The organism is Bacillus cereus group sp. MYBK101-2, assembly GCF_051918845.1.
GTDB lineage: Bacteria > Bacillota > Bacilli > Bacillales > Bacillaceae_G > Bacillus_A > Bacillus_A paranthracis.
This window is the reverse complement of record NZ_JBQAIE010000006.1, coordinates 223,910-241,418: the sequence shown is the minus strand read 5'-3', so window position 1 is coordinate 241,418 and position 17,509 is coordinate 223,910. Positions and strand designations below refer to the sequence as shown.

The following is a 17,509-nucleotide window of genomic DNA, read 5'->3' as shown; positions in this document are numbered from 1 at the left end:
TGTTTCTAAGATGAAAAACATAAAATAGGTAAATTTACAGGAAGTTCACTCTAGAATTTGTGGTTCTCTTTCCTCGTTTTTTCGAATGAAATCTCATCTATACAAAAAATGCCAATTCCTAAGTAGTAGCTAAGGAATTGGCATTTTTTTAACGAGAATGCTTTATGAATAAACGCCTTGCTTCTTCTGGTACATAGAACTTACCATTGCTTTCTACAACAACACTTCCTAGTTCATAATCTTTATTCTTAATACGAATTATATTTTTGTTAACAAATAATTGAGCTGTTACATTATTATGTTTTACTATGAGTACAGGATTCGCTACATCAGTTTTATCTATTGTTACAGTTGCACCATTCTGCTTAAAGGCTAATTCACTCTCTACAAATAATTTGTTTGTTACTTCTTCTAAATTAAAGCCCATCGCTTTCGCTATTGTCTTTGCAACGTCCGTGTTTTGAATCAAACCAACTGGCTTTTGAGGACCGTATGAATATAAAAATACATCCTCACCAGTATGACCTCCTGTTGTAAAGCCTATGTTCGCACGGTTAGCCAATAATGTAGTGAAAATTGGACCTACATCTATTTTCTTTTTAGCCGCTTGTAACCTCTCTTTTTCACCATAAGTTAAATGATCCAAGCCGTATAACTTAGCTACATCTTCTACATTTGATAAATCAGATTTCAAATTATTTATAGTCCCTTCAAGTGTCATTTTCGCTTTTTTCAATGGATCAATATATGTAGAGACTGGCGTAGTATTATAACCTTTTGTCGTATTCATATTGCCAATAGAAATACCGCTGTTACCATGGTCCGCTACGGCTATCAGCATCGTATTACCATCTTTTTTTGCAAATCTTAATACTTCTGCAACTGCATTATCAAATGCTAACACATCACTAATCATCCCAATTGGATCATTCACATGGGCTGCCCAGTCTGGTTTACTTCCTTCCACAAATAAAAAGAAGCCATCTTTATCTTTTGATAACGTTTGAATTGCTTTTTCCGTCATTTGAGAGAGTGTTGGTTGCTCTGGAGTTGTTGCTTCACGATCCATATCGAACGATAAAGCATTATGTGAGAAAGAGCCCCAAATTTTATTAGCTTTGGATTTCAATAATGCCTCTTTCGTTTCAATAAAGTCGTAGCCTTTATTTTGAATCACTTTTACTAAATCTTCACCATCTTTTCGAATCCCACTATCTCTCTCAGGTAAAAGTGCTGCTTTTCCCCCGCCTAATACGACATCTATATTTTGATACACTTGTTGCTCTGCAATTACGTCAAAATGCTTGCGGTTTACATGGTGAGCAGAGAACCCAGCAGGAGTAGCATGCTGAATTTCAGCTGTAGCAACAATTCCAGTTGCGCGACCAGTACGTTTCGCACCTTCTAAAACGTTGGCAACTGGACGTAACTTGTCCTCTTCTTTTATTGATTTTAAGCCAGGTGAACTCACAATAGTAGGTAATACCCCTACATATCCTGAATTCGATTTATTCCCCGTCGCTAAAGCTGTAGCTGCTGGAGCTGAGTCTGTTATAGCTGATTCCGCCGAATATGTACGAACTCCTCCTGTTACAATTTCATCTAATGCAAGTGGTTTCCCTTTATACAAGCGAGCTAATGTAGTTGCTGAAGAACTCGTTCCGTCCATAACCATTATGATTACATTTTTCGGTTGATGTTCTACTTTTTTCACTTTCGCTTCCACCGTATAATCATTCATCATACTTTCAGTACATAACATACTTAGTGTGATCGTTCCTACTAACAGTAACTTCTTCATCTTTAAACCCAATACAAACATGATTGCGCCTCCATTAGTTTCACATTCATTTACATACAAAATTCTGACTGCCTACATATGTTTTATTAGTTCCCAGTTTTTCTAAAGCTAACAATAGTAACTTTCTTATTCATTACATCTCGGTATAGTTCATCTATCTTATAAAGAAGATTTTTCATTATTAACTTGTTAAACAATAAATCCCCAATTGAATTAAATAAAAATTTATTGTTTAACAATAAATTTCGTGGTAAATTAATAAGATATTAAATAAATGAGGTGCTTTTTATGAAACAAGGATCAACACTCTTCCTAAAGACAGCTGTGATTCTAATGGGTATCCCTGTTCTTGCTATGTGCATTTTTTTAGTTCCTAAAATAGGAAACTTCGCCGCAGAACTTTATCCTGATATTGCATATATTAAATATCTTGTATTTATCAACTTATACGCAACAGCAATACCTTATTATTTTGCGCTGTATCAAACATTCAAACTTTTAAACTATATTGATAAAAACAACGCATTCTCTGAGCTGTCTGTTAAAGCTTTAAAAAATATTAAGTACAGCGCACTAGCCATTAGTGTATTATATGTATTCGGTATGCCACTTTTCTATCTTGTGGCAGAGAGAGATGACGCCCCTGGCATTATTATTATTGGAATGATTATGATTTTTGCTTCAATGGTAATCGCAGTCTTTGCTGCCGTTCTCCAAAGACTATTAAAAGATGCGATAGATATAAAATCAGAAAATGATTTAACGGTCTGAGGTGAATAATATGGCAATTATTATTAATATTGATGTAATGTTAGCGAAAAGAAAAATGAGTGTAACAGAGCTTTCGGAGAAGGTTGGAATTACAATGGCTAACCTTTCTATTTTGAAAAACGGAAAAGCAAAAGCAGTTCGGTTTTCAACTTTAGAAGCCATTTGTAAAGCATTAGAATGCCAACCTGGGGATATTTTAGAATATCAACCTGAAGATACCGAATAAAAAGAGTCCTTCACACGAGAAGGGCTCTTTTTATTTGGTATTACGGAGCAAAACTAACTCGACCAGTCAAAACTAAAATAATCGCGATGATCCAAAATATAAAGAATGATGAGGACAGTATGAATGAAAGAATAGCAATCCCCTTCTTCTCTGTTTTTTTCGTCATTGTAATGATAGAAAGTATGATACCTGCAACTGTCAGGGCAACTGTAATATAATCTCCCACTATATTACCTGCATTCGCTATCCTTGTTGGCGTTATAAAAACGAACAGAAAACATAAAATACCGATGAGTAAACATATGTAGCTTATTATACTGTACTTCTTTTTAGGAACTAGTTCAGTTTTCATACTAACTCACCCCTTCTATATAGCTATAAGTTCATATTAGCACAAATAACCATAATTTAGTTAAATCAAAAAACAGATACAGCGGAAACTTCCACTGTATCTGTTTTTTATTTAATAACTAAACCTGCTATTTCTTCTTTATCATTATAAGTTATAATGAATGTCCGTTGTTCTTTACTATATTTTGCTACAAGAATAACAGTATATAAGTCATCTTTTTCTTCAATCGATTGTTTTTCAATTTTTTCAAATGTACCAGCTTTCTCAATTATAGGTGTAAGATCTTTCATCTTTTCTTCTGACAATGCAGCTTTCATTTTACTATCAAATTTTTCACGCACGTCTTTATACTTTGCCTCATTTAATAATGATACAATTTCTTCCGCTTTTGAAATAAATTTTTTAGACGTATTTTCATCTACTTTATTACCGGTACATGCTGCGAGCGCGAACGCCGCGATAGCACTTATAATAATAAGTAACATTCTTCTCATTTTAATACACCCTTTCTTTTTAAAATAAAACTATAACTAAAAGTGAGTAACGCAAAAATTGCTATTGAAACTTCTGACATAATAATCCCGCTTTTCCCTGGCACATATAGCGATATAATGCCAGCTAATGCATTTACAGTCCCATGGATGAGAATTGCATATACAACATAACGAAATTTCTTTTGGACAACAGCTTGCAATACAATGAAAGAAAGCCCAACATGTAATACCATCGCAAAGATGCGCTCAATACCACCGAGATAATAACTGTCACCATTTTGAATGACTGTTTGTGATAATAATAGGGATATTACTGGGATACCGACTATCAACACCGCCTCAATACCACCATGCCCTGCTCCAAATAAAAAACCAGACTGCCAATCTCGTTGCTTCATAAAATAACGCATTGCGATAAAACGAGCTATCTCTTCAAAAATTCCAGCTGATATACTAAGCAAAACTGCAAATAGTATAGGCTGCATAACAGAAAACATTTGAAAATCTGTGCTAGTTCCATTTAAATAATTTAGCATTGGTATGCGAATCAATATTTGTGATACAACAAAAGCCAATATACCTAACATATATGGAATATAGCGTTTCTTCCAAAAAGCATATAAAAGTGCTATAAGCGGTAAACCAAAGCTAATCATTGTTGTAAAAATAAGACCATTCATCTCGCTTCACCTCTTACTTAAAGTGTATAAAATTGAGTGAAGAAAGTATGTAGTTATTTCTTATTCGGTTTCCTTTTCATCATAGATGGTCATTTCATCTCATTTAATATAAATGTTTGTGTGAAATAAGGACTTACATAAGTTGTTTCTAACGTCGCATTATTTGTTTTATTTATGATTCGTTTTAACGAAAATAGCCCGTACCCTCTAGCACCTTCTTTACTTGAATGGTTTTTCTCATAAATTTTTTGTAAATCAATCGCTTCACCCTTTGAACTATTACGCACGATAAAATATTGTCGTGAATCCATTTCAAAGAATGCGATTTGTAATATCTTTTCCTCACTACATACTGCTTCCTCAATTGCATTATCTACTAAAACTGAAATGATACGAATAAATGAAATAATCGTCATCGAAACACTTTCAATGTTCTCTGGTATATCAAGCATTACTTTTATTTGTTGCTGCTGGGCAGTACCGACTTTCGCTCTTAATACACTCCTTACTTCAGGAATTTGTATGCGAGATAATTTTGCGATATCAAGTTCATGATCATTTATTGTTTTTAATGTGGGAGCAATAACATCGTAGTACACTTGCTCAATTTCTTTCACATTTTTTGTACGTATTCCTTCTTCTAACGATAGTAATACATTCATATAATCATGACGAAAACTAGCAAGCTCATCATGCATATCCTCTAATTTTTCCACATAATCTAATAACTCTTTATCTAAACGTTTTTCATGCTCTTCTCGTAACTTTTCTTTCGATAAATGTGAGCTTATTAGTACGATGATTAGTAATAATAAAAAAATAATAATCGCTGAATTATAACTTACTTCACTGTATTGTTGATTTATTTTTGCTAAAAACTCAGTTGACGGCTGAGTTAAAATTAGTTCAATAATAAACCCGATCATTAATAATATATAAGTTACATAGTATAACGGACTACTTACTATATATTGAGCGATTTTTTGAATTCTTTTACGCGCTACTAAAATACCGATAAAAGTAAGGATTGATACGATAAGATGAATCATACTACCTGTCCATAAATATAAATTGAATGGCGTTAACATAAAGATTTTCATCCCTAAATCTAATAGCAACATTTTCACTAACGTTATAATCACCATACTCACCAGTGCAAAATATACATTATGCTTAAATTTCAATTCATTTTGCATTAATCCTAAACTTATTAAAAATAACACAATCGTACTATTCAATTCTGGATATCTCGTTACTGTTACAACAATAGCAAGTAAAATAATGAATACCGTACTTAAAGCTATTAACATTCTAACTGACAATCTGTTGTATCGGATTAATTGTATGTATAAAAACGTGTGACACATACTAGTAAGCAGTATTGCAAATAAATCATAAATATACATTACATCTCACCCTTTAACATGTTACGTACTTTACTCACTAAACGCCGTGACACTGGAATGCGTTTCCCGCTTTTTAAAACTATCATTTTTTGTTTCGCATCGTAAGAAGACATTTGCTTCGTATTCACGATATATGATTGATGACACCGAAATAAACGTTCATCGATTATTTCAATTTCCTTTAAGGTTCCATAAAAATAAACGATTCGATCTAATGTCACTAATGCTAACCGGTGCGGTTCATCAGTCATAACATATTCAACTTCATAAAAAGGAACCCGCACAGTGGCATTACTATTTTCAACGATAAAGTCATCGGACGGAATAATATGCTTATTTCTTGCTTCATATTGAAGTAAACATTGTTCAAAAACTTTATATCTCTCCTCATATGACAACCCTTTATCAATAAAAGTTAATGCTGATACCATATATTGATATGAAATAGGTGCAAATTCAGAATGTGTCGTTACAAACACAATAATTCCTTGCGTATCATACTTTCGTATTTCTTGCGCCACGTGTAACCCTTTTCGCTCTTCTCTTTTTATCTCTATATCTAAAAAATAGATTGGGACATACTTCGCCTTTGGAATATTAGTAATAATGTTTTCACTTTTACTAGTCACCTCAATAAAATCAAAAGGCAACCTATACTTCTCACAAATCTCTTCAACTAGCCGCTTCATTTGCTGTGCCTGTATGACATCATCTTCTAAAATAAAAATACTCATGTGATCACTCGCTTTATTGAAATCTTTTCATCTATAAATTTATCTATAAATATATAATTCAAATTATAATAATATTCTCCTTCTCATTAATTGAAATAATTAATCTGCTATTACATAGAGAAACCTCAACTTTTCAAACAAAAAGTTGAGGTTTTCTTCAAATCAATTTATAACTAAATCCGCCCTATCCTTCGGCGATTCCATTTCTAAGTAATAATCCTCTGCTTTCCAATACCTATTCTCAAACTTTGAAAGGTTTTTCTGTGTTTTCTTACTCTCGCGTAGAAATCTTGTCTCTCTTGAACAATCCAAGTACACCATATAATGAAAGAAATCTCTCCATTCTTTTCGCTGTAGAAAAACGCCTTCAATTACAATTACACCTACTATGGGGATCTGTACTTTTTTCATTTCGCATGAGTCTGTCTTATCATTATAGAACGGTAATTTTAGTTTTGTTTCATTTTGTAACTTTCGAAAAAATTTCTGCCGAAGCCACTCAATATCCCATTGCAAATAATAATACTCATACCATTCTTCAAATCCGGTATCATAGCGTTTATTACGCTCCACTATATGATCATCAATATGAAAAATATGAAACGGAATGCTTTCCTGTTTCATATTTTCCTTTAAATTTGCAACGAATGTTGTTTTTCCCGAACGACTTAAACCATCTATACCTAAAATAAATTTATTTTCCCTATGCTTCTTCATAATAGTTATAAGTTCGTTTGTACTCATTACTTCTTCCACTCTTCTTTTAATAAAGAATATAAAATGGTATCATGCGCAACTCCATTTTGAATCATATGTTTTCGAAGTAATCCTTCTTCTTGAAATCCTGCTTTACTTAATAATTTTTGAGAAGCTTTATTTTCTACATATACAACAGCAGCAATTCTTATAAGTTGCAGCATTTCAAATCCGTAAGTTAAAATCGCCTGTAACGCTTCCGAGGCGTATCCTTGTCCCCAATATGTATCATCCAATTCATAACCAATTTCAGCTCGCTTATGATGATGGTTAATTAAATGAAAACCGCACGTTCCGATTAATTGGCCCGTCCCCTTTTTCTCTATTCCCCAGCGAAATACACTTCCCTCTTCATAACGATTTTTAAACGTTTGAATCGTCGTTTTCGCTTGCTCAATATTTTCGAAAGAATCCATTCCGAAATAACGTATAACCGATTCTTTTGAAAAATAACGGAACATCGTTTCTGCATCTAACAGCGTTAATTCTCTTAATTGTAAACGTTCTGTTTCTAGTTTCGGAAACCCCATCACTTTTTCTCCTTTTATTCTAATGAACTGCAAATTTCAATATAATTTCCATCAGGATCGGCAATGTATGCAATTGTTTGTCCCCACGGCTTTACAATTGGTTCAACTAAAACCGTAATACCTTGTTCTCTAAATTGCTCAATCGTTTCTTGTACATTTTCAACAACGAATCCTAATTCAAAATGGGAAGATTGTAACTTGCCTTCTGTAAGTGATAGTCCCGTTAATTCTTTCACGTCTTGCCGCGTATTCATCGCTAAAATTGTAGAACCAGTATTAAATTCAATATATGTACCGTGCTCTGCTTTTATAGGTAACTGTAAAATATCTTTATAGAATTTTAAACATTCCTCAAACTTTTCTACGTATAAAATGATGTACTTCATCTTCAAATCCATTATTAATCCCCCTTTATATCCATCCCTAAAATTTCGACAAAAGCCTTATAAAAACCTTGTTTCCTATAGTAACGAGCACAAAAAAATGAGGCCGATTTCTCGGCCTCCCAGCTTATTGGCATAAAACAGGAGATTTGGTTTGGACATAACCAGTTCGTACTCTTATTATATTTTATTTTTTCTGAATTTTAAATACATTAAACACCTATTTATATTGAGAAAGTTTTTTGCTTGCATAAAATTAATGAGTTTAAGAAATGCTACAAATGGAGGTGTATACATATGGAACCAATGCTATGTCCAAGTTGTAAAACGAACCGCACTCGATTTAATATTCTTGAGCAACAAGTAAAACCAGTCAAATTAAATCCACAAACTGGTCAAGTAGAAAAAGAATACACAAATGAAACGATGAATGCTTTTCATATGGCCTATCAAGGACCTACTTACCGTGTCCAATGTGCTGTATGCGGACTTGTTGAAAATCCTGAACAATTTATTAAACCTGCGCAAAATCAGTCTTTTTCTTAAACATTTTTATTAGCCCCTACCGATTTTTTGTAGGGGATTTTCCTCCTTTAGATAGAAACTCTATTTATAACTCTGTCGATATCTTTACTTCTCTCACTGTTTTACAACTTAAATATACAGTTATTATTATGTAAAAAAGAGCGAACAAAATAAAGGAATATGGAAATTAAAGTAGTTGATTACCATCACAACACAACTACTTTATAAACCTACTCTTTGTTACAAAATTTCTTTTTTTAGCTTTTTAATTTTCCAAAATAAATTAATAAATATATATAAATATAAACAAACAAAAAATCCTACCATACCTTTATATAAGCCAGATTCTGATACTCCAAGAAAACATAAGTAAAGCGCTGGAATTAATGTTGCAAACATAATTGCAATGACTTGTAACAACTCAGTAAATTTTTGTACCCTCGTTTCCTTGTCTGAATATATATCAGGTAACTCATTGCCCTCTTTTACTTCTTTACAAAAATAATTCCATCCTGTAAAACTCGTTACGCGTTTCCAACCAGACATTTCGTATATTTCGAAATACTCTTGTTGTTTTTCTTTTGAATCTCTATAAACCAATCTAAAATCAGCTTTATAAATTACATCTTTCGGCTCGGTTTTCTTAAACGTATACATTATATTATATTTTTGTAATGCCCAGCCTTGTTGGTGCATTTTCCGTAAAAAAGCTTCTTCTTTTTCTAAACTCCATCCCGCGAAAAATTTGAATACCCTTTTTGTCTCCATCTTCCATTCACTCTCCTAATATACTATTCCCATTCCTTACAGATCGTTGCAACCTACTATACTCTAGCTCTAACACTTCTTTACCAAGTGGCGTTAACTCATAACACTTCTTTCTATCTGTTGAGGCAACTTCAACAATTAATTTCTCTTTTAATAACTTCGTCGTATTCCCGTATAAAGTTCCAGGACCGAGCTTTACTTCTCTATTTGTCATCTCTTCTACCATTTGCATAATTCCATATCCGTGCATTGGTTTCACTAGTGATAACAGTATGTAATATGTCGCCTCAGTTAACGGAATATATTTTCTCGCTTTCGTATTCAATATAACCACCTCCGATACATCGCTTCATGATATATCGTCTCGCGATACATCGTATACCGATATTATATATTCGTATTCCAAAATATGCAAGAGTATAATTTAATAATTGAATATTTGTTTCTTTGAATTGAAAAACCATATAAATTTTCTGAATAATTTGTTAAAATATAGAAATATCCGTTTATATTTTGAAAGGAATGATATATATGATAAATAAATTGAAGGAAAATATAGGATCAGTTTTTGTAGGTAAAGAAAATGTTATCGATCTATTAATCGTTTCCTTGCTTGCTGATGGACATGTGCTTCTTGAGGATGTGCCTGGTACAGGGAAAACGTTACTTGCGAAAACACTTTCAAAAAGTATTAGTGGTAATTTTTCTCGCATTCAATTTACACCGGATGTACTTCCGAGTGATGTGACAGGTATTGAATATTTCAATCCGAAAACGAGCGAATTTGAGTTAAGACTCGGACCAGTCGTGGCAAACATTTTACTGGCAGATGAAATTAACCGTGCAATGCCGAGAACACAGTCTAGTTTATTAGAAGCGATGGAAGAACGACAAGTAACGCTTGAAAAGCAATCTACTCCTCTTCCGAAACCGTTCTTTGTTATTGCGACGCAAAATCCAATTGAATCACAAGGAACGTTTCCTCTACCAGATGCACAGCTTGATCGTTTTTTAATGACAATTTCAATTGGCTATCCGTCTCCAGAGGATGAACTACAAATGATGCGACGTTTTCGTAGCGATGTACCACTAGAAAGTGTCACTTCTGTTATTTCTTTAGAAGAGATTTTAAAAGCACAGAAACGAGTAAAAGAAATTTTCGTATCAGAACCGTTAGAACATTACATTATTAAACTTGCTCACGCTACAAGAAATCATGATTATATCGCTAACGGTGTAAGTCCGCGTGCCACACTTGCTTTAGTGCGTGCAGTTCAAGCCCTAGCCTTTTTACGCAGGAGAGAATATTGCACACCAGAAGATATACAATTGTTAGTTCCTTCTGTTTGGAATCACCGTATCGTCTTATCAATGGAAGGCGCATTACGTACGACAAAAAATGAAATGATGCAAAAGATTTTAAAAGAAGTGGATGTACCAGTGGAGATTGAGCAGGCATGAATGGACAGCGTGTTGTAACTGTACCTTTATTTTTCCAACTTCATATTATTCAACTATCTGTTCCAGGCGCTATACTATTTACGTTTTTTATGCCACAACGAATCATTATGTTTTTCTTTTTCTTCTACTATTTATTTGCGATTTTCATTTATAAATATGTCGCTTACATAGAGAAAAAATTTCAAGTGATAAATGAGAAACAAACAACTCGGTTATTCCCTAATGAATCTGGAAAGTTTTTTATTCATTTAAAAAACGGAGCAAATATACCTCTCGTTAATGGTGTTTGTTATTTTCATTTAGACCCGTCCCTACTGCCGCATAAAGATCAAGGAATTGATCGAATATCGAAAACGTTATTCTCTTTCCCGTTTTCACAACCTGCATATTCAGCGCAAAAATGGGATTTAACATTAACCGCAACACAGCGTGGTGTATACCAAATTGAACAGTTTGAATGTGTCTTAAAAGATCCTTTTCATCTTTTAACTGTACATTTACCCATTTTTGATAAATTACGGACTGAAATTATTGTGTACCCTTCGCCTAAAGACGTAGCAGGTTTGCAAGAACTACAGCAACTTTTAAATGGATCTTATCGAACGAATTTTTCTTTTTACAATGATGAAACATCTATTATCGGTGTGAAACGGTACGAACGTGAATCTTTCCGCTCCATTCATTGGAAAGCATCCGCTAAAATGCAGGAATTACAGGCAAAGCAATATGAACCTGTTAAAAATTATAGTTGGACAATTTGTCTTTCATTAGCTGCTAATCGCGGGTTTGGTTGGAAAGATAATATAGAAGATCTCATTTCATTTGCAACATACATTTGTCAATACGCAACGAAGCATCAAATTCCGTTTGAACTATTTATTAGTGTATTAGCTGAAGGTGGTCCTCTGCACTTACCATTAAATGAAGGACAAACACATTACGCAAAAGCTTTAGAGGAATTGGCACGTATTTCAGACGATAGCACATTAATTCCGAAACAAGGATTTCTCCATTATACAAATAGAAAAGGAGAGCGATCGTCTACAATGATTTACATTGGCTTGCAGAAGAATGACCTCTCCCTTCTATCGCAACCTACGTTTCTCATAAATAACGAAGGGATGGTGGAAAAGCTTGAAAACTTGGCTCTATCACGTTAATGACTTTATTCTGCTGCTCCTCCTTTCGTTATTAACAGAAAGGGACGAACTTGTTGCTGTTGCTTTATTTTTAGTAACAGGCTATTTTGGAGTATTTTTAATTCATAAATTCATGAAGCAAAGAACGATAGGATTTGTCATACTGTTAATGACTCAAATAATCGGTTGTTCTATCTTTCTTCCTTTCTCTTTATTTGGCACAATTATGTTACCACTTTTCTTCTTTATCGTGCATGTAGTCGGGCCTGGATATCCAGTTCAAAAATCGTTAGGCGGCATTGTTTGGTTTGGTGTTTCGGCTATATTTTATGCTCCCTTTCCAACGCTCGAGAAACTGTTACTATTAGTTATACACATTATGATTACATTTTGGTTAACCGGGGCAAATCGGAATCAACAGTTATTACGTTTCACTTCTATCATTACGATTGGTGTAATGAGTATATTAATTGTTCAAGTGTTTCCTTTTATTCGAGTCATTTTTAGTTTTATCACAGAAGTAGTCGCATTAGGAGTCGGTTATATTATAAATCCATTTCTCATAGCAGCTGAATTGAAAGATACTGAAGGAGTTTGGGCAAGTAAAGGGCATCTCTTAAAACCACAAATTACAGATGGGAAAACACCTCCTGATTTTGATCCAATCCTTATAAATAGCATAACCATAATAGCCTGTGCAGCTATCGCTATTTACGTCGTTTGGAAAATAGTAAAAAAACGAAAACAATTCAGTTTACCAAATATGCCTGTCTTCGAATCTACTATCATTACTGATAAAGAAGGAATGCGCCAAAAACGTTTGAAACGAAACAAACCGCCACATAACGAAATTCGAAAAGAAATTTTCAAACTTGAAAGTAAGTTAATTCCTCCTTTAAATAGAAAACGAGGAGAAACTGTTGAAGCATGGTTAGGAAGAATAAATAGTGAAGAAAATGTAAATATTGAGAGTCATATTATTATAAATGCTTATAATACAGTGCGTTATTCTAATGAGGAAAACACCGTACTTTTGTATGAATTTAAGGAAGAGATTCATAAGCTTTATATGTATCAGAAGAGTTTAAAGAAAAGGAAGAAATAACAAAACAAAAAGACTCCTATTTTCATAGGAGTCTTTTTATACTTCTACGTTACTTTTTAAATTGAGGCGTTTTTTCCTGCTTCAATCTCTAATGACTCTTCATGCCACCAAAGTGTTTCTTCAGGGTCTTCTTTAGCGATTTGGTGTGCTTCTTTCTTCGTTTCTACTGTAGGATATGAACCTTTTAGCGCACGTCCTGATGTTGTAACGAATAGTACACTAAATACAACTAATCCAATAATACTTACACCTGTTAAATAAAATGCCGGTGCAAGCGGGTTACCGGTTGCATGAACTAAGTATGAACATACAAGTGGTGTTGTACCACCAAATATCGATACAGAAATATTAAATGAGATTGAAAGTGCTCGATAACGTACATCAGTGAAAAAGAGTGATGGTAATAATGAAGGTAATGTTCCTTCATATACACTTAGGAAGAAACCTAATACGAAAATACCTGCAAATATAGCTGCAATATGCCCGTTACCTATTAGTAAAAATGCTGGAATTGCAAATACAGTTAAACCAAGTAAACCAATTTGCACGACGCGTTTATTACCAATTTTATCACTTAATTTACCGAAATATAGTGCTAGTGGAATCATAAGTGCCATCGTAATAGAAATAATTAGTAAGCCTGTTGTTTCTTCGACTTTAAGTACTTGAGTTAGATAAGAAGGAATATACGAAAGAATCATATAATTTGTAATATTAAAGAAGGCGACAATTACTGTGCTTAATAAGAAGTCTTTTTTGTGATACTTAATAATATCCATGAATGAAAATTGTTCATTGTCTTCAGATTCCTCTTGTGCTTTTTCCATCTCTTCAAAGATGGGAGATTCATCTAAATGACGGCGTAAGTATAAACCGACCAAACCAATTGGTGCAGCAATTAAGAAAGGAATACGCCAGCCCCAGCTGAGCATTTGTTCATCTGTTAACAATAACGTCAAAATGGTAACAATTACCGATGCAGCAATGTAACCTGAGAGTGTTCCAATTTCAAGACCACTACCGAGTATACCACGCTTTTTATCTGGAGAAGATTCTGCGATATAAACCATTGCTCCTGAATATTCGCCGCCTGTAGAGAAGCCTTGAATCATTCGGGCAACTAAAAGTAGTATTGGTGCCCATACACCAATTTGTTCATAGGTTGGTAGTAATGCGATGAATAATGTAGAAAGTGCCATTAAAATAATAGTAGTACTTAACACAATTTTTCGGCCGTACTTATCTCCTATTCTACCAAAGAATACACCTCCGATTGGTCGAACGAGGAAGGCCGCTGCAAATGTACCGAATGTAAGTACAAGTTGCAAGCCACTATTATCAACACCTGAGAAGAATAATTGACTTAAAATTACCGCTAAATACGCGTATAATCCGAAGTCAAACCACTCCATTGCGTTCCCAATACCAGTAGCAACTACTGCTTTCCTGGCTTGTTTAGGATTAACAATATTAACGTCTTGAGGTTCAAAATTTAAATCATTATTTTGTTGCATATAATAAAACAGCTCCTTATTTAATTTAACTTCTTTAAGCACACCTTCTCTTATTGAATAAAATTAATTCGAAGCACTTAAGGAAAAACAACGTCTCCTTTTCTGTTATTATTATTTCATATAATTAATTATTTGTCCAATTAAATGCTCTTTTTATATAAATTTACACCCTATTGAACTTGTTATAAAATGACGTTTAGCTTATATAATACATACCTTTACACTACAAATAAAACTTTAATTTATTTATATTTATAGCGTTTCTATAATTGCTTCCTTTAACCTAGAAATCAGTAACTTTTACTAAAGATTTGCATATATTTAAAAAGTGAACTCATTAGCTCGAATTTTGTCTTATGACATTCAACTATAATATTATTATAGGTTTAAAGGAGGCTATTTTATGTTGGAAATAATACTTTTATTTGCTACTGTTTCTTTTCTCTTAATTATTTCTGGATTTTTCATTACCTTAAAACAATATAAAGAAATTAAAAATATAAAGACTATATTAACTACAAAAAAAGAAAATGAGAAAACTACATCCGAAAACTCAATCCCTATGCAATTAGACCTTAGCGTTCTCAATAATTTACTCGCTTCTGGAATAAATAAAAGTTCTAATTCAAGTAATGAAAATTGTGAGTCTGATAAAAATAAATGATTGTTATGTTTATAACAAGAAGAAAATTTATCTCCTATTTTATCTAATCTTATTAACAACTACCTCTGATTAAAAAGGAGACTGCTTATGTGTAAAAATTCAATTTCTATTATTATCCCTATACGACATAAAATAAAAAATTTACCTAGAATTTTGGAAGCATGTGAACAACTACAACCTTTAGAAATTATCCTTACTATTAACGGAGATATCCAGGATTCAATTGAGAGTGCAGATCCCTACAATTTTGAAATCATTACACTAAAAGAACCGATAGATTCTACTAATCTTTATGTAATTGGTGCAAAAAAAGCAAAGGGGCAGTATCTCTTATTTTTAGATGAAAATTACATGGTTTCTCCCCCCTTACTTATACAATTTCTTCAACCATTACAAAATGGATCTACTGACGTCGTATTAAATAATTTAGACGATTTTTTTTATCAAAAACAACAGCCAAATATAGCAATGATTTGGCAACAAGTTACGAATCATTTTTTTCATCGCCCAGATTTACATGTTAACTCCTTATTATTTCCTCCCTATGCAATGACAAAAGAAGTGCTTGACGTAATTACTCCAAATAGTTTATCAAATCCAATATTGGCTCAAATGAAAATTATTGAACATAAATTTCGGATTTGCGATCAATTCAACATTTCTATCCCTCAAGTTCCCTCTTTTCCTTCAACTCAACTCATTCATTATCATCTTGAAGCTATTGCAAATTGGATCAATATAGAGCAAAATCCACGAGGAAACTATACCGATAATAATCGAAGACGGGATATTATTTTGGAACTTCAAAACGGCGAACAAAGAGCTATACCCAAAATAATTACAGGTAAAGAGTTTTATTCGAATACTTATGGAAATAAACAATTATCCATCATTATCCCTGTTCAAAATGAAGAAAAAACGATAGAATCTATCATTTTTGAGGTGCAAAAATTAAAACCTTTTGAAATTATCGTTATTGTTAATGGATCAACAGATAAAACAGAAGAATTGGCGAAGGGTTGCGGTGCAACAGTTATAAGTTACGAAGAAGCACTCGGCATTGATACCGGACGTGCCGTTGGTGCATATTTTGCAAAAGGTGATATATTATTATTTATCGATGGTGATTTCTTAATTCCTAGTTCTGATTTATTACCATTTGTACAATCTATTCAAAACGGAGCCGATTTAGCTTTAAATAAACTAGAGCACTACTACATGTATCGCCTTCCTTATACTATCGTCACCGCATGTAAGTATGCTGTTAATTTAGCATGTAATCGAAAAGATTTAGGTATGGGATCCACAACTGCTGTCCCTCATGCTTTTAGTCGAAAATGCATTGATACAATTGGATTTGATTCCCTTCTTTCACCAACTTTAAGTCAAGTGAAAACAATTTTAGCAGGCTTTCATGTACAAAATGTCCATTCTGTCGACGTTGATAAATTGAATCGTGTTCGACCTGAAAAACACTTCTCTAAGGAAGGTTGCCTTTCATTAGCAACACAACAAATCATTGGTGATCATATAGAAGCAATTTCTTACCTGATCGAACAAAAAGAATACTTTTAATTCTACATCCTGCCTACTAAGTAATATGTTATCTCATTTTTAATATATGACAGAATAAAAAAGATGGTTTGTAACCATCTTTTTTATTTTTACATCAACTCAAAAGAAAAGTAGAAGGTAGGCTTTTCATTTCTTAAGAAGTTTGAAAAGAGAGGCTTGTTAATGAAGATTCAACACTTAAATCATCATTTAGTGCAATTGAGAAACATGCAACTAATGGTAAAGTAATAACAATGGATCCACTAGGATTAATTACAATTGTAGGACTTGTCCCACATGTGTCCCCACAATCTACTTCTGCATCAATTCCACTACCAGGGGTAATTGTAATTTTAAGACATACATCTAAACAAACATTATTCGTAATACATGCCATAACTCTCCCTCCTTTCTTTTAACAATATATGCAATTAATTAAATTCGGACACGACTCTCGTACTAAATTTTATAAATTAAATGTTATTTTACTATTCCTTTAATAGGAAATTAACGTTTGATTAAACTACCTAAAGCAACTAAGAAACTCAAGTCATCTTTTACTGAAATATAAAAAAAGTAAAAACCTCTTCATGTATTTGAAGAAGTTTTCACTTATACCTGAACCAAAAGAGTAACTTTTTTAAAA

The 17,509-nt window shown here is 33.1% G+C and carries 21 protein-coding genes; 8 read left to right on the top strand and 13 right to left on the bottom strand.

Annotated features, from left to right (window positions below; genetic code table 11):
- Window positions 1-148: 148 nt before the first annotated feature.
- A complete protein-coding gene (locus ACTFSI_RS15005; RefSeq protein ID WP_044792881.1) occupies window positions 149-1,822 on the bottom strand; it encodes an alkaline phosphatase in 1,674 nt (557 codons plus the stop codon).
- A 267-nt stretch (window positions 1,823-2,089) separates the two neighbouring features.
- Between ACTFSI_RS15005 and ACTFSI_RS15000 the strand changes: the two genes are divergently transcribed.
- A complete protein-coding gene (locus tag ACTFSI_RS15000) occupies window positions 2,090-2,572 on the top strand; it encodes a DUF2975 domain-containing protein (RefSeq protein WP_044792882.1) in 483 nt (160 codons plus the stop codon).
- Between the two features lie 10 nt (window positions 2,573-2,582).
- A complete protein-coding gene (locus tag ACTFSI_RS14995) occupies window positions 2,583-2,798 on the top strand; it encodes a helix-turn-helix domain-containing protein (RefSeq protein ID WP_000974619.1) in 216 nt (71 codons plus the stop codon).
- A 40-nt stretch (window positions 2,799-2,838) separates the two neighbouring features.
- On the opposite strand, the gene ACTFSI_RS14990 is transcribed toward ACTFSI_RS14995, so the two are convergent.
- The 8 genes from ACTFSI_RS14990 to ACTFSI_RS14955 all read right to left on the bottom strand — a co-directional run bounded on the left by ACTFSI_RS14990 (window position 2,839) and on the right by ACTFSI_RS14955 (window position 8,148).
- A complete protein-coding gene (locus tag ACTFSI_RS14990) occupies window positions 2,839-3,150 on the bottom strand; it encodes a hypothetical protein (protein WP_000845972.1) in 312 nt (103 codons plus the stop codon).
- Window positions 3,151-3,257: 107 nt separating this feature from the next.
- Entirely contained in the window at window positions 3,258-3,644 is a 387-nt protein-coding gene (locus ACTFSI_RS14985; protein ID WP_001253788.1) for a DUF3887 domain-containing protein, read from the bottom strand.
- On the bottom strand, window positions 3,641-4,324 hold the full coding sequence (locus ACTFSI_RS14980; protein ID WP_001013700.1) for a YhfC family intramembrane metalloprotease: 684 nt from the start codon (window positions 4,322-4,324) through the stop codon (window positions 3,641-3,643). Before ACTFSI_RS14980 ends, ACTFSI_RS14985 begins: the two co-directional genes overlap by 4 nt.
- 89 nt (window positions 4,325-4,413) lie before the next feature.
- Window positions 4,414-5,730: a GHKL domain-containing protein gene (locus tag ACTFSI_RS14975; protein WP_044792883.1), complete on the bottom strand. Its 1,317-nt coding sequence runs from the start codon at window positions 5,728-5,730 to the stop codon at window positions 4,414-4,416.
- Complete coding sequence (locus tag ACTFSI_RS14970) at window positions 5,730-6,464, bottom strand: LytR/AlgR family response regulator transcription factor (RefSeq protein WP_000021637.1); 735 nt, start codon at window positions 6,462-6,464, stop codon at window positions 5,730-5,732. The genes ACTFSI_RS14975 and ACTFSI_RS14970 overlap by 1 nt, the downstream gene beginning before the upstream one ends.
- Window positions 6,465-6,626: 162 nt before the next feature.
- Window positions 6,627-7,208: a kinase gene (locus ACTFSI_RS14965; protein WP_138321790.1), complete on the bottom strand. Its 582-nt coding sequence runs from the start codon at window positions 7,206-7,208 to the stop codon at window positions 6,627-6,629.
- The gene (locus ACTFSI_RS14960) at window positions 7,208-7,750 is read right to left on the bottom strand and encodes a GNAT family N-acetyltransferase (protein WP_000506669.1); all 543 of its coding nucleotides are present in this window, start codon (window positions 7,748-7,750) and stop codon (window positions 7,208-7,210) included. The genes ACTFSI_RS14965 and ACTFSI_RS14960 overlap by 1 nt, the downstream gene beginning before the upstream one ends.
- Window positions 7,751-7,764: 14 nt before the next feature.
- Window positions 7,765-8,148: a VOC family protein gene (locus ACTFSI_RS14955; RefSeq protein ID WP_044792886.1), complete on the bottom strand. Its 384-nt coding sequence runs from the start codon at window positions 8,146-8,148 to the stop codon at window positions 7,765-7,767.
- Window positions 8,149-8,430: 282 nt separating this feature from the next.
- Between ACTFSI_RS14955 and ACTFSI_RS14950 the strand changes: the two genes are divergently transcribed.
- On the top strand, window positions 8,431-8,679 hold the full coding sequence (locus ACTFSI_RS14950; protein WP_098789473.1) for a DNA alkylation repair protein: 249 nt from the start codon (window positions 8,431-8,433) through the stop codon (window positions 8,677-8,679).
- A gap of 219 nt (window positions 8,680-8,898) precedes the next feature.
- Here ACTFSI_RS14950 and ACTFSI_RS14945 read toward each other — a convergent pair whose 3' ends face one another.
- Window positions 8,899-9,426: a DUF2812 domain-containing protein gene (locus ACTFSI_RS14945; RefSeq protein WP_044792888.1), complete on the bottom strand. Its 528-nt coding sequence runs from the start codon at window positions 9,424-9,426 to the stop codon at window positions 8,899-8,901.
- A 7-nt stretch (window positions 9,427-9,433) separates the two neighbouring features.
- Window positions 9,434-9,751 carry a PadR family transcriptional regulator gene (locus ACTFSI_RS14940; RefSeq protein WP_440045455.1) on the bottom strand — a complete coding sequence of 106 codons (318 nt, stop codon included), beginning with the start codon at window positions 9,749-9,751 and terminating at the stop codon, window positions 9,434-9,436.
- 206 nt (window positions 9,752-9,957) lie between these two features.
- Here ACTFSI_RS14940 and ACTFSI_RS14935 point away from each other — a divergent pair, with 206 nt between their 5' ends.
- Genes ACTFSI_RS14935 through ACTFSI_RS14925 form a run of 3 tightly spaced genes read left to right on the top strand, consistent with a single transcriptional unit; the run spans window position 9,958 to window position 13,131 of the window.
- The gene (locus ACTFSI_RS14935) at window positions 9,958-10,887 is read left to right on the top strand and encodes an AAA family ATPase (RefSeq protein ID WP_044792890.1); all 930 of its coding nucleotides are present in this window, start codon (window positions 9,958-9,960) and stop codon (window positions 10,885-10,887) included.
- Window positions 10,884-12,047 (top strand): DUF58 domain-containing protein, encoded by a 1,164-nt coding sequence (locus tag ACTFSI_RS14930; RefSeq protein WP_044792892.1) that lies wholly within the window; start codon window positions 10,884-10,886, stop codon window positions 12,045-12,047. Before ACTFSI_RS14935 ends, ACTFSI_RS14930 begins: the two co-directional genes overlap by 4 nt.
- Entirely contained in the window at window positions 12,022-13,131 is a 1,110-nt protein-coding gene (locus ACTFSI_RS14925) for a DUF4018 domain-containing protein (RefSeq protein WP_440045454.1), read from the top strand. Before ACTFSI_RS14930 ends, ACTFSI_RS14925 begins: the two co-directional genes overlap by 26 nt.
- A gap of 56 nt (window positions 13,132-13,187) precedes the next feature.
- Here ACTFSI_RS14925 and ACTFSI_RS14920 read toward each other — a convergent pair whose 3' ends face one another.
- Complete coding sequence (locus ACTFSI_RS14920) at window positions 13,188-14,645, bottom strand: MFS transporter (protein WP_044792895.1); 1,458 nt, start codon at window positions 14,643-14,645, stop codon at window positions 13,188-13,190.
- Window positions 14,646-15,048: 403 nt separating this feature from the next.
- On the opposite strand from ACTFSI_RS14920, the gene ACTFSI_RS14915 reads away from it, so the two are divergent.
- On the top strand, window positions 15,049-15,309 hold the full coding sequence (locus tag ACTFSI_RS14915) for a hypothetical protein (RefSeq protein ID WP_000889732.1): 261 nt from the start codon (window positions 15,049-15,051) through the stop codon (window positions 15,307-15,309).
- Between the two features lie 87 nt (window positions 15,310-15,396).
- Complete coding sequence (locus ACTFSI_RS14910) at window positions 15,397-16,884, top strand: glycosyltransferase (RefSeq protein WP_044792897.1); 1,488 nt, start codon at window positions 15,397-15,399, stop codon at window positions 16,882-16,884.
- Window positions 16,885-17,017: 133 nt separating this feature from the next.
- On the opposite strand, the gene ACTFSI_RS14905 is transcribed toward ACTFSI_RS14910, so the two are convergent.
- A complete protein-coding gene (locus ACTFSI_RS14905) occupies window positions 17,018-17,260 on the bottom strand; it encodes a hypothetical protein (protein ID WP_000752185.1) in 243 nt (80 codons plus the stop codon).
- Window positions 17,261-17,509 lie beyond the last annotated feature (249 nt).